This is a genomic window from Alcanivorax jadensis T9, assembly GCF_000756655.1.
Lineage (GTDB): Bacteria > Pseudomonadota > Gammaproteobacteria > Pseudomonadales > Alcanivoracaceae > Alcanivorax > Alcanivorax jadensis.
Genome location: NZ_ARXU01000003.1, coordinates 227,895 through 240,496 on the forward strand (window position 1 = coordinate 227,895; position 12,602 = coordinate 240,496).

General features: G+C 59.8%; 11 protein-coding genes. 5 read left to right on the forward strand and 6 right to left on the reverse strand.

Annotation, left to right across the window (positions count from 1 at the left end; all coding sequences use genetic code 11):
* Positions 1-76 precede the first annotated feature (76 nt).
* Complete coding sequence (locus tag T9A_RS05730) at positions 77-1,069, forward strand: AraC family transcriptional regulator (RefSeq protein ID WP_035245920.1); 993 nt, start codon at positions 77-79, stop codon at positions 1,067-1,069.
* A 75-nt stretch (positions 1,070-1,144) separates the two neighbouring features.
* Here T9A_RS05730 and T9A_RS05735 read toward each other — a convergent pair whose 3' ends face one another.
* The 5 genes from T9A_RS05735 to T9A_RS05755 form a co-directional block, all read right to left on the reverse strand.
* Positions 1,145-2,074: an SDR family oxidoreductase gene (locus tag T9A_RS05735; RefSeq protein ID WP_052042528.1), complete on the reverse strand. Its 930-nt coding sequence runs from the start codon at positions 2,072-2,074 to the stop codon at positions 1,145-1,147.
* Positions 2,075-2,108: 34 nt separating this feature from the next.
* A complete protein-coding gene (locus tag T9A_RS05740; protein ID WP_035245922.1) occupies positions 2,109-3,524 on the reverse strand; it encodes an amidase in 1,416 nt (471 codons plus the stop codon).
* A gap of 361 nt (positions 3,525-3,885) precedes the next feature.
* On the reverse strand, positions 3,886-4,713 hold the full coding sequence (locus T9A_RS05745) for an HAD family hydrolase (RefSeq protein ID WP_035245924.1): 828 nt from the start codon (positions 4,711-4,713) through the stop codon (positions 3,886-3,888).
* Between the two features lie 141 nt (positions 4,714-4,854).
* Entirely contained in the window at positions 4,855-5,328 is a 474-nt protein-coding gene (locus tag T9A_RS05750; protein ID WP_035245925.1) for a peroxiredoxin, read from the reverse strand.
* A 127-nt stretch (positions 5,329-5,455) separates the two neighbouring features.
* A complete protein-coding gene (locus T9A_RS05755; protein WP_035245927.1) occupies positions 5,456-7,330 on the reverse strand; it encodes a hypothetical protein in 1,875 nt (624 codons plus the stop codon).
* A 218-nt stretch (positions 7,331-7,548) separates the two neighbouring features.
* On the opposite strand from T9A_RS05755, the gene T9A_RS05760 reads away from it, so the two are divergent.
* On the forward strand, positions 7,549-8,214 hold the full coding sequence (locus T9A_RS05760) for an SDR family oxidoreductase (protein WP_035245928.1): 666 nt from the start codon (positions 7,549-7,551) through the stop codon (positions 8,212-8,214).
* A gap of 179 nt (positions 8,215-8,393) precedes the next feature.
* On the opposite strand, the gene tmpT is transcribed toward T9A_RS05760, so the two are convergent.
* Positions 8,394-9,041, reverse strand: a complete 648-nt coding sequence (gene tmpT, locus T9A_RS05765; RefSeq protein WP_035245929.1) for a thiopurine S-methyltransferase — start codon at positions 9,039-9,041, stop codon at positions 8,394-8,396.
* Positions 9,042-9,141: 100 nt separating this feature from the next.
* Here tmpT and T9A_RS05770 point away from each other — a divergent pair, with 100 nt between their 5' ends.
* The 3 genes from T9A_RS05770 to T9A_RS05785 all read left to right on the forward strand — a co-directional run bounded on the left by T9A_RS05770 (position 9,142) and on the right by T9A_RS05785 (position 12,567).
* Positions 9,142-9,738 (forward strand): LURP-one-related family protein, encoded by a 597-nt coding sequence (locus T9A_RS05770; protein ID WP_035245930.1) that lies wholly within the window; start codon positions 9,142-9,144, stop codon positions 9,736-9,738.
* A gap of 199 nt (positions 9,739-9,937) precedes the next feature.
* Positions 9,938-11,110, forward strand: coding sequence for a glycosyltransferase (locus T9A_RS05780; RefSeq protein WP_156964838.1), 1,173 nt, complete (start codon positions 9,938-9,940; stop codon positions 11,108-11,110).
* A complete protein-coding gene (locus tag T9A_RS05785; protein ID WP_035245937.1) occupies positions 11,110-12,567 on the forward strand; it encodes a GMC oxidoreductase in 1,458 nt (485 codons plus the stop codon). The genes T9A_RS05780 and T9A_RS05785 overlap by 1 nt, the downstream gene beginning before the upstream one ends.
* Positions 12,568-12,602 lie beyond the last annotated feature (35 nt).

The following is a 12,602-nucleotide window of genomic DNA, read 5'->3' on the forward strand; positions in this document are numbered from 1 at the left end:
TCGATGGCGACTACTTTAGGCAAGGCCGGGAAGGAAAACTCGGCTTTGCCCGCCAACCGTTTGACCGGGGACGCCAATGTCAGAAAAAAAACAGGCGGCAGCGCTGCTAATGGGGCCGCTAGTGCATTTGTTGCATGAGCGGGGGCTGGACAGTGATGCCATTCTGCGCCGCCACGGGCTGGAACCGCAGATGGTGCAGGACCCGGAGGCCCGGCTGGATGCGGCGGTGTCCACGGCCTTGCTGGATGATTGTGTGCGCGAGCTGAACGACCCGGCCATGGCCATCGAGGTTGCCCGCCATGCCCAGTACAACACCTTCGGCGCGCTGGGCCTGGCGGTGGCGGCGGGGGGCGATCTGTACAGTGTGCTCAACCGCATTACCCGCTTTCATCGTCTGATCAGCGACCTGGTGGCCACCGAGCTGATTGCCGATGACGACAGTGTGGCATTGCGCTTCACCTCTAACACCGATCACCAGCCCCATCCCCAGGCCATCGTGTTTGTGATGGCCACCATTGTGCGCCTGCTGCGTATTCGCATTCATCGGGACCATAATTCGGTGGCGGTGTGCGCCCCCGAGTGGCTGGAGCCGGCTTTGCGTCAGGCCATGGCCCGGTATTTCCGTTGTGAGGTGTCGGTGGCAGATCACTACAGCCTGGCTTTCGACAAGAGCAACGCCCAGCACATGTTGGCGGCCAGCGACGTGCAACTGGCGGCCATGCTGGATGCCACCCTGGCGCAACGCCTGGCGGCCAGTGAGCAAGGGGCGCTGGCTAGCCGGTTGGCGCTGTGGATCGAGCAGCGCCTGCCGGATGGCGAGCCTGCCCAGGCCGACGCGGCGCAGGAATGCTGCATGAGCACCCGTAGCCTGCAGCGGCGATTAAGTGATGAGGGCCTGACTTGGAAACAACTGCTGGAAGACACCCGCAAGACGCTGGTGGAGCGGCACCTGCGCACCCCGGGCATGACGGTGACGCAGATGGCGTTTCTGTTGGGGTTTTCTGAGGTGAGCGCATTTTCCCGGGCGTTCAAGAAATGGTTCGGGGTGTCGCCCAGTCAGTTTCGGTGATGCAACGGATGTACGGCGCTTGCCAACAAGCAACAAGCGCCGGATTCGCCATGCAAGCATGGCTCCAACAGAACGTCAGATCTTGGCAGTGTTCTGCAAGTAGTCCTCTGAAAAATCCCACAGTTTTTTTGCCACGGCGGCATTGCCTGCTTCTGCTGACGGCTTTGCGGCGCGGCAATGGGAAAAATAGCCACCAGCGATGTCATCAGCATTGTCATTGGTGGCACACAGGACGCTGGTGGCGGCGCCTTGATGCGGTGTTTTGGTAAGGGGGCTGGCCAGTGTGAAGAGCACCTGGGTCAGCCAGGATTCACGACCGAATCCGGTGGTGACCAGCGCGCCCGGGTGTACGGCGCAGGCGGTGAGGCCCTGGCTGCCATAGCGCTGCTGGAGTTCCAGTGCCATCAGGGCATTGCACAGCTTGGCCTGGCCATAGGCATTAAAGCCGTTTATGCGGTTTTGTTTTTTGGCCACAAGCAGGTTGTCGAAATTCAGCCGCAATGGATACCGGTGTGATTCGCTGGAGACCATGACGATACGAGGGGCTGGCGCTTTGAGGATGGTGTCGAGCAACCCTTTGGTCAGCATGAAATGACCCAGGTGGCACACGGCCACGGTTCGCTCGATTCCCTGATCGGTGAGCAGGTATTTGGTCGACATGGACCCGGCGTTGCAGATGAGTATGTCCAGCTGGGAGATGTCGTTACGCGTTGACAGGCTTTCCACGCAGGCTGCAATGCTGGCTGGATCCGCAAGGTCCAGAGAGACCAGTTCAACCTGGGCGTTGGGGTGGGCAAGGCGAATCTTCGCCAAGGCCTCCTCGCCCAGCCTGGGATTTCGGCAGCCAAGAATGACATGGGCGCCAGCAGCGGCGAGAGATCTGGCGGTTTCATAGCCAATGCCGCCATTGGCGCCGGTCACCATGGCGATTTTCCCTGAAAGGTTCTTTCCTTCCAGCACTTGGTCGGCAGTGCTGTTGCGATTGAATGTGGACGGCAGCGTCATGATGATCCTTTTGTGTATTGGGTTGGCTTGTGTATCAGCGTTGGTCGAGTCGGATGAAGGGCTGCGCGTCTTCCAGTTCGAAGGCCAGGCCCAGCAATAAGGCCTCTTCGCCGTTGGCGGCGGAGAGCTGGACGCCGATGGGCAGGCCCTGGTCGGTCTGACCCAGGGGCAGGGAGATGCCGGGGCCGCCGGAGGCGTTGTTGGCGGGGGTGAAGGTGGTGTAGCGCAGCAGCCGTTCCAGTTGCGTGTCGAAGGGCAAATCCGCACCCAGATAGCCGATTTCCGGGGTGGTGTGGGCCAGTACCGGGCTGAGGATCACATCGTATTGGGCAAAGGCCTCGGCGTAGCGTTGTCGCGCCAGGCGCAGCTGGCGAAGCATGGCCGGGGTTTTCAGAAAACGTTGTTTGTAATAGTCGGCCAGGCCACGGGTGAGCGGGTCCAGTTGGCCGGCATCGAAGCCTTGCGGGAACAGGGCCTTGCCGCCCTTGCTGACCAGGAAGCCGAGCATGGCCCAGTAGAGCAGGAAGTCTTCCACGAAGCGGGCCGGCAGGTCGATGCGGGCCTCTTCCACGGTGTGGCCCAGGCTTTCCAGCAGCTGGGCGGTGTCCTGCACGGCGCGGCGGGTCTGCGGGCAGGTGGCGTCGCCGGTGACAGAGTCGATCATCATGCCCACGCGCAGCCGCCGCTTGGCCGGGCCGGTGACCTGGCCGATGGGTTTGAGCTTGCGATTGCGGTAGTAGCGCTCCGCTTCCATGAAGAAGTGGGCGGTATCGCGGACGCTGCGGGTGAGTACGCCATCGCTGACGATATTCACCGGCAGTACCTTGGCGGCCTCCTGGTCGATGAATCGCCCGCGGGTGCTCTTCAGGCCCACCAGGCCGCAGCAGGCGGCGGGGATGCGGATGGAACCGCCGCCGTCGTTGCCATGGGCGATGGGCACGGCTCCGGCGGCCACCAGGGCGGCGCTGCCCCCGGAGGAGCCGCCGGCGGAATAATCGGTGTGCCAGGGGTTGCGGGTGGCGGGCACGCCTGCCTGTTCAGTGCTGGCGGTGAAGCCAAAGGCGGGCAGGGTGCTCTTGCCCAGCAGGTTGAAGCCCTGGGCCAGGTACTGTTTGGCGATGCCGCTGGTTTTCTTCAGGGGGGCATGGCCCAGGGCGCGGCTGCCGTGACCGGTGGGCAGGCCACGCAGATCCAGGTTGTCCTTGATCAGGCTGGGCACGCCGGCGAAGAAGCCGTTGAAGCGTTTGCTTTCCGCCCGTTGCCGGGCGGCGTCAAAGGTGTCCAGGGTGAGCCCGTGCAGGGAGGGTTCCACCCGCTGTAGCCGGGCGATGGCCGCTTCCGTCACTTCACGGGTGCTGACGTGGCCCCCGCGCAGCCGCTCGGCCAGGGCGGTGGCGTCGTCGTTTCCGAGGGCGTCGTCGCTGAAAGCGTGCAGGTGTTTGCTGGCCATGGGGCTCTCCCGATTAAATGATGCACGATCGTACCATTTATGATCTGTGCGAAGGGGCCAATTGTTGTTTTGCGGCGTTGCGCAGAGTCCGTGTTGTACCACGGTGGGCAGGGTGGGCGGAACGGTTCGTGTTGGAGCCTTGCTCGCAAGGCGAAGGGGGTTGAAGGGGCCGAGCGATCCGCCTTGCGAGCAAGGCTCCAACGGGGACAGAAACGGGACGTTTTTCCCTTGGTGTGGAATCGCGCCGCGAGCGACGTTATTCGCTGCGCTCCTACGGGAGGGGAGTGTCTCGGGTGAAGATTCTGGTCTTATCCTCAGTGGACTCTGTGCCCTCTGTGGTAAAGCCGCCTTTGAATCGAGGTTACCGTGCGCGTTCGACACGCTTGTGCTGGGCCAGCAGGTGGCGGGCCAGGTCGGCGAGTTCGGCGATGCTGCCGACGACTGAGTCCGGGCGGTGGGGGTGTTTGACGGTATTGGGGAAGATCTTGTCCAGCCAGGCCTGATCCCAGCCAGCCCCGTTGTAGAAGATGGAGGTAATGCCTGCTTCCTTGGCGGCGATCACGTCGGTGGTGCTGTCGCCCACGTACCAGCAACTTTCCGATGGTGAGATGCCCAGTTTTTCCATGGCCAGCAGAAGCATTTCCGGGGACGGCTTGCGTTTGCTTACATCGCTGCCGCACACCACCACGTCGAACAAATCTTCCCAGCCGGTGCCGTCCACCAGTGCCAGTTCATGTTCGAGAAAGTCCCGTTTGCGATTGGAGATCAGACCGACCTTTACGCCAATGGCGCGGATGCGCTCCAGTTGTTCGCGGATGTCTACTTCCATCGGGAACACTTCGGCTACGTATTTTTTATAGGCCTCGTCAAATGCCTGGTGGGCGCGGCCTTTGGCGTCCTGGTCGCTGCCGAACAGCACTTCGAAGATATCGGTGCGGGAAATCTTGCGTTGCGCAACGATCTTGGGGTGCAGGCGCTTGTTGTCTTTCACATAAATGAGCAGTTTGGCATCTTCGATGGTTTTGGAATCATCCGGGTCCAGCAGGCGGTCCCACAGATCCAGTTCGCGCAAATGCGGAAGTACATCGTCCACGGCGTGGTACATGGCATCATGGGTATCCACCAGGGTGGCATGCCAGTCGATGAGGATGGCCTCGGGTTTTGCATGGGGCAGTTGCAGGATACTCATTGTGCTTTGTCCTTGCCGTAGACGCTTCCATTGTTAGCACAAAACCTGTGGCGCCGTTGTGAATTCACCGGCAATAAGCGCTGGTCAGATTGCTGGCCGCGCCCAACCTCTGGACGCGGTATTTGTATTTTGAGGTTCGACTCAGAGTTGGCCGAGCACGGTTTCAGCGCTGCTCTTGTCCACGCCTTTTTCATCCACGCCGATGTACTCCACTACGCCATCGTTGGCGATCAGGGCGAAGCGTTTGCTGCGGATACCCATGCCGCCGCCGGTGGCATCCAGTTCCAGGCCCAGGGCTTTGGCGAATTCCGCGTTGCCGTCGGCCAGCATGGTGATGTGCTCGGCGTTCTGGTCTTTCTGCCAGGCATCCATGACGAAGGCGTCGTTGGTCGCCATGCAGGCGATGGCGTCAGCCTTTTCCAGAATGGCATCGGCGTTGATCACGAAGCCGGGCATGTGGGTGTTGGAACAGCCCGGGGTAAAGGCGCCGGGTACCGCGAACAGAACCACTTTGCGGCCCTTGAAAAAATCACTGGTGTTCAGGTCTTCGGGGCCTTTGGCACCGTTTGTCTTGATAGTGAGGGCAGGAAGAGTATCGCCGACTGCAATGGTCATGATTCGCATCCTTCTGTAAGTGGATGTCCACTGTAACAAAGACGCGGTGACAGGAAAGGGGGGGAGGCGGGGCAGAAACAGAAAACGCCCCATTAAAGGGACGTTTTCTGTGGTGCTTGATAACGTATTAGCCGAGCAGACCCAGCAGGCCGCCCAGTACCGGACCCAGTACCGGGATGGTGGTCAGGGCATCGTTGAGCGGAGCCAGCAGGCTGCTGGCTTCGGCTTCACCCAGCAGGGACACCAGCAGGTTGCCGACCAGGTCGCCGACCAGCGGCAGTTCTTCCACCAGGGCGGATACGCTGTCCAGCAGGTTGCCGTCCTGGTCCATGATGCTGTCCAGCAGGCCGCTGGGGTCACCGCTAAGCAGCCCGCCCAGCAGTCCGTTCAGTAGTTCACCCAATACCGGAATCTGTTCCAGCATGGCCAGGTCCGGGGTGAGCATGTCGCCACCAGCGCCACCTTGCAGGGTGGTGAGGATCTGATTGAGCAGATCACCCAGTACCGGGATCTCGTTGAGCATCTCGGTGCCGGGCAGCAGCTCGCCGCCGTTGCCGGCGCCGGTAAGGGCTTCCAGCAGGCCGTTCAGGACATCACCCAGCAGCGGGATCTGTTCCAGCAGGCCGGTGAACTGTTCCAGTTGGCCGGCGGAGTCGGTCAGGCAGTTCAGCGGGTTGGCGGCGTCGCAAGACACGGCGCCCAGCAGTTGATTGACCACGTCACCCAGTACCGGCACGTCGGCCAGCAGGTCGGTCACCATGCTCAGCTGATCGCCTTCCAGGGCACCCATCAGGGTTTCCAGGCTCAGGGCATCGGTGGGCAGGCCACCGCTGTCGCCACCGGCAGCACCGTTGAGGATGTCGCCCAGCACCGGAATTTGTGTCAGCAGGTCAGGCAGGGATTGCAGGTCGCTGAGGGTGCCGAACAGGTCGCCACCATTACCCAGCAGGCCGGCCAGCAGATCGCCCAGTACCGGAATCTGTTCCAGCATGGCAGGCAGCTCGCTCAGCAGTTCCATGTTGCCGGGCTCGGCAAGACCGGCCAGCAGGTCTTCCAGAATGGCCGGGTCCAGTGGGCTCTCACCCATCAGTTCGCCGATGGGGCCCAGGTTCTCGCCGGCAGCCAGCAGGCAAGTGAACGGGTCAGCGCCTTCCGGGCACAGCTCGCCGAGGCCGCCGGTCAGGTTGAGGATGGAGCCCACTCCGCCCAGCACTTCGGTAATACATTCTTGCGGGGCGAATTCATTTGCACCGGTGGCAATCGGGCACAGGGCCAGAGACAGACTGTTCACAGTGCCGATCAGGGGCTCGCCCATGGCCAGGTTGTCAGCGACCTGAGTCAGGCAGAGCTGCGGGTTGAGCGCGTTGTCGCAACCCAGGTAACCCAGCACGCCGGCCAGGGTGCTGTCTGGAACGCTGCTGAGGGTTTGTACCACGCACTCCAGCGGGTTTTCCGCGCTGGGGCACAGCTGCTGGCCGATGGCCCCGCTGTTATCCAGAATGCCGCCCAGGGTGCCCACCAGGTAGGGAACGCTTTCTTCCAGACAGGTCGGCAGGAAAGTGGGTTCGGTGACACTGCCGAGCAGGTCGGTGTCGGTAGCGGCAACGGTATCGGCGCACAGCAGGCCGAGGACGTTGTCGTTACCCAGAGAGATGTTGGTCAGCGCTTCGTTCTCGCAGGCCAGGACATCAATCACGCCGCCCAGCTGGGTGCCCAGCAGCGCCTGCGGGCAGACAGAGGCGGTGAAGTGGTTGTTGGTGTCGATCAGAGTCAGCAGCTGCTGTTTCTCTTCTTCGGTGAGCGGCGGGGTTTCATTGTCGCCACCGTCTTCACCGCCGGTTTCTTCGCCGTCAGTATCGCCACCGTCTTCATTCCCGGTATTGCCGGTTTCTTCACTGGTGTTGCCCGTAGTGGTGGCCGGGCTACTGCCGCCGCCGCCACCGCAGGCGGCCAGGGTGATGAGCAGAGAGCTCATCAGCAGGATTTTCAAAAGATGTAGCATGGGTACTTCCCCCTTTCTTCCATGAACACAAAAGCGTGTATGACAGGCGTATCAGCGCAATCCACCTGTGCGCGCACTATATAAAATTCATTGCGCTGCCAATGTTGGCTAAAAATGTTGTTTTGTATCTAATGTTGCAGTGTTTTGTAATGCACAAAGAAGGTGCTTGAATGGGAGCGCAGCTAAGTCACTGGGAAACCAATAGAAAGGAGGCAGAAATGGCGCAGAATATTGTAATCACTGGTGCAAACCGGGGCATCGGCCTTGCACTGGCAAAACACTGGAAAGCCCGTGGCGAGCGGGTTTTGGCGGTGTGTCGTCAGGCGTCGACCGCGTTGCTAGACAGTGGCGTGGAGATTATTGATGGCGTGGACGTGAGCACCGCTGACGGGGTCAGTAACCTGATCAGCGCGCTGGGTAATACGTCGGTGGATATTCTCTACAACAATGCCGGGATCATGCTCAGCGAGACCGTGGACGAGATGGATTTCGAGCAGATCCTGCAACAGTTCGAGGTTAATACCCTGGGTCCGCTGCGGGTCACCATGGCGCTGCTGAACAACCTGCATCAAGGCAGCAAGGTGGGCCTGATGACTTCGCGGATGGGCTCTATTGCCGATAACAGCTCTGGGAAGAAGTACGGTTATCGCATCAGCAAAGCCGGCTTGAACGCAGCGGGTAAATCCCTGGCGCTGGACCTGCACGAACGCGGCATCGCCGTGGCTATTCTGCACCCGGGTTGGGTGCAGACCGACATGACCGGCAACAGCGGTAACCTGACAGTGGACGAAGCGGCGTCAAATCTGATTACGCGGATGGATGAGCTGAGTCTGGAAAACAGCGGTACCTTTTGGCATTCCGATGGCAGTGTGTTGCCCTGGTAATTCGCTGTTGGCGTTCTGATTTGGGAAAACGTTTCAGCAAAGAGAGCGCAGCGTTTCCGGCTTTCGTTGGAGCTGTGCTTGCATGGCGAAGGGTTGGAGGGATGGTTCGCCATGCGAGCATAGCTCCTACAGGGGCGGCGAATAAGGCGTACGGGTTTTCTCTGTTCCTCTATGAAAAATCACCCAAGAAGAAACGCATTTTCATAAAGCGCCGTCAGCCCCCGCTCCCGGAAAACCGGTTCGTGGTCGAGAATCATTTTTCTGGAAAGCGAGGCGACTGAGTAGTCGGCACCATAAAGTGCTTTTATTTGCGGTTCGCCAACAGAAAACGGCGGACCATCCATTTCCTGTTGATCATATTCCAGTGTAATAAGTAGCTGCGGTGACTTGTCGGTGATTGTCAGTAGATGGCGAGCATAACGTGCGCGCATGGCCTCGGGCAGGGCGATCAGGGCAGCCCGGTCATAGATGGCATCCGGTGCCGCTATATCACCGGACTGTAGCAGGAAGATGTCACCCTGAAAGACGCAGAGGTCGCCATGCTGGTAACGCTTGCCACCTTGCCAGTCGGTCATCACCGGCTGGCGATTCAATGAGGCGAACAGGTCGGTGACGGCTTTATCAGACAGTTCGGCACCGATCACCCGGTAGCCTTTTTCCAGCAGATAGCCGATATCCAGGGTCTTGCCGCACAGGGGAAGGAAGACGGTCTGACCGGCTTTCAACGCCAGTTCGTCGAGGTAACGCTGCAGTAATGGATGGACCTGCAGAAGATGAAATCCCAGTTCCGAGTTGTGCCATTTCTGATGCCAGAATTCCGGGTTCATAGGGCCGCCTGTTGGTGAGCGTTCGCCTTCCATGCCAGGAAGGCTTGTGATCGTTTCTTGCGCTGGTAGGGTAGCTTTTTTTGCTCAGGGAAGGCAGGCCATGACTCATGCAGCGCGTTTTCAGCACCGCCGTTATACCATTCGCCGAAAATTCTTCCGGCTTTTCGGTGATGCCTTTCATCTTTATACGGACACCGGAGAGCTGGCGCTATATTCCAACATGAAGCGCTTCCGCATCCGCGAGGACATTCGCCTGTATGCGGATGAAAGCCAGGAGCAGGAACTGCTGCGTATCTCCACCCGCAGCATTTTCGATTTTGCCGGCGCCTATGACGTGCATGATTCACAGAACAATGAGCATGTGGGCACCTTACGGCGGGCGGGTTTCAAGTCGTCCTTTCTGCGCGACCACTGGACTTTCCTCGATAGCGAAGGCCAGGAAATCGGCACCCTGGAAGAAGACTCCATGCTCAAGGCACTGGTGCGTCGCTATATCGAAGTGTTGGCGTTCTTCTTTCCGCAGCACTACCACGCCAGTGTGGGCGACAAGCCTGTGGCGGAGTACCGGCAACGGTTCAATCCCTTCATTCTGAAACTGGATGTGGATTTCAGTGCGGATCATGACGGGCGGCTGGATAAACGCCTGGGGATTGCCGCCGGAGTGCTGTTGTCCGCCATCGAAGGTCGACAGGAGTAAACCATCCCGGACAAATATTGCTCGGTGACAGGGCAGTACTGGCCATGGGCTTTGATGGTCAAAAACGCAGGATGGCGACGCTTGACTGAGCAGGTCATGCCCATTGTGTTATCCATCGTTGCAGGGAATACGAGCTTGCCTGAAAAGCCGGAACCGGCCACTCTGTGGCCGCATCAGGAGGCGATGATCGGGGGCGGGGATGGCGACAATTCTGTTTTGTTGGGAAATGGGTGAGGGCATGGGGCATCTGATGCCCGTGCGTAAAGTGCTCAAGGCTCTGGTAGAGCAAGGGCATGATCTGGTGGTTGCTGCGGTGGAGGTGCACACGGCCCGTCGGGTATTGGGTTCTTTTAGCAAGTCCATTGTCCAGGCTCCCTCCCAGGTTGATAAGCGCTACCCCTTGGGGCGCCCAGCGGAAGGTGTTGCTGACTTGCTTTCGCTCAATGGTTTCGCCGATAACGCGAGTCTCAAGGGTCGGCATCATGCCTGGTGCCAGCTGGCGACATTGTTCAAACCTGACCTGGTGATAACAGAGCACAGCCCCGGGGCCTTGCTGATGGCAAGAGCCTTGCGTATCCCGGTTGTCCATGTGGGAACCGGTTTTACCCTGCCCCCTGAGCAGTTCCCAATGTGTTTCCCCGGTTTTGCTGTTGGCGACAATGGCAAGCGTGAACAGCGCCACCTGGATGTGTTCAACAAACTGATTGGCAGCTCGGGTGGGCAGCCCTTGAACCACCTTCACGAGCTCTTTAACAGTGTTGCGGGTCGATACCTGCTGAGTTTTGCGGAGTTGGATCACCTTGGTCCTCGGGATGGCGTTCCTTATATGGGAGTGGAAGTGCCCGAAGATGGTGAGCGTCCCGTCTGGCCAGATGCCGGCCAGCATCAGGTGTTCGCGTATCTGAAGCCGTTTGCAGCACTGGAGGGATTCCTGACGGCAGTAAATGCTTTGAAACTGTCTCTTTTGCTGGTTCCGGACCGCATTGACCCTGCTATTTTGCGTCGGCATAAAAGTTCCAATATCCGGGTTGTGGAGGGGCGGCAAAGTATGAAGTCGGTAACTCGTGACGCGGACCTGATCGTTTGCAACGGCAATCATGGTACGGCCGCTGCGGCAATGCTTGGCGGAGTTCCCTCACTGTCTTTCCCTCTGCACCAGGAGCAGGAGGCCTGCGCCCGCAGGGTGGCCAGCTCCAGCCTGGGTGCCATGCTCCCGGTTAAAGACGGCAAGGCCATTCCCCCTCTCCTGGAAACAATGTTGCGTAGCCGCGCCATGCAGGAATCCTGCGGCAAAGCCGCCTCCCGGTATCAGGGTTTTGATTATCAAGACAGTGTTAACCGCATGGTCCGGGAAATCGGAGCGTTGCTGTGATGAAGCGGCGGGAATTCATTCGCGATGTGGCTCTAAGTTTGTCGCTGTCACCGGTGGCATTGCTTTCTGGTTGCCAGAGAAAACTCTCTGCGGAGTTTGTCATCGTCGGCTCCGGCCCTGCGGGCATAGCCCTGGCTGACAGCCTGGCCCAGGCGGGGCGGCAAGTGTTGGTGCTGGAAGGAGGGGCAGCAGAGCCTGATCGGGCGTTACAGGACATGCATGCTGTCGAAGCGGGCAAGTGGGGCCTGGCCTATAACTTTGGCTGGGCAACCCAGCGACTACTGGGCGGAACCACCAACCTCTGGCAGAGCCATTCGCCGCGCCCCCTGGAGCAGGAACTGCACGCTGCCAGCTTGCGTGGGGTGGGGAAGGACTGGCCCTTTTCCATGGACAGCCTGACGCCCTGGTTGCAGTCGGCCGAGCAATGGCTGCATGTGCGTCCGTCCGAGCCGGCCATGAATCCGGCCTTGCCAGTCAATCCTTTCATTGCCAGCAGCGAAGGGCTTCGCAAGCTGTTGACCGGAGCGGGGTATCAGCACCTGGAAGCCGGTGCCTACGGCATGGTTCACCATGAAGGGATGGATGCGCTGCGATTACTGGAAGACGGAGAAATTGACCGCGTGGCCGGGTTGAACACGGTTGCCCTGAAAGATCGCACTACGGTTCGCCGTATCCGCATGAGCGGCGGGCGGGCCGTGGCGCTGGAATGTGCCGACCGGGAGGGCAAGCCGCTGGAGGTGGAGGCCGGTACGGTGATTCTCTGTGGTGGTGGCGTGCAGACCCCCAGGCTGCTGTGGAACAGCGCCAGCAGCAACGGCGGAGCGGCACCGGGCAATCATAGCGATTGGCTGGGTGCAGGCTTTATGGAGCATCCCGGGCAACAGATTTATGGGCGCCGGGAGAAAGCGTTGTTGCCGCAAGGGGCAACGGAGACTCATTTGCATGTCCGCGACATGCTCCATGACCCGGCCTATGACGGCATCCGGGGAACGCTTTTCCATGTGGGGCTCAAACCCGGGCCGCAGGGCTCGGAGTTCACCATGGTCGAGGTATTGTTTGAGCAGGAAGCCAGCAGACAAAACCGTATTCTGCCCGGCCAGAAGACCGATGCCCTGGGTGACCCCCTGCCCAGGGTTGATTATCGCCTCACCGCTGAAGACCGCCGCACCATCAAGGTCGGAAGTGATCTGCAGCGCCAGCTTGCTGAAGCAGTGGGAAGTGTCGACAAGCAAACCGCACTGAGGCCCGGATCGCATCATCTGATGGGGGCGACACGCCTTTCGCTGGACCCCCGCGATGGTGTGGTGGATGCCAACCTGAAAGTCTGGGGTACCGAAAACCTGTATGTGGCTGGCAGCAGTGTCCTCCCCAGCGGGATGACTGTCCCTCCAACCCTTATTCTGACAGCGTTGAGTCAGCGCCTGGGGGCGCTCCTTTCGAAACAGAAAAAGCAATGAACTTAATTCATTCCGATGTTTTTATGCGAACCATT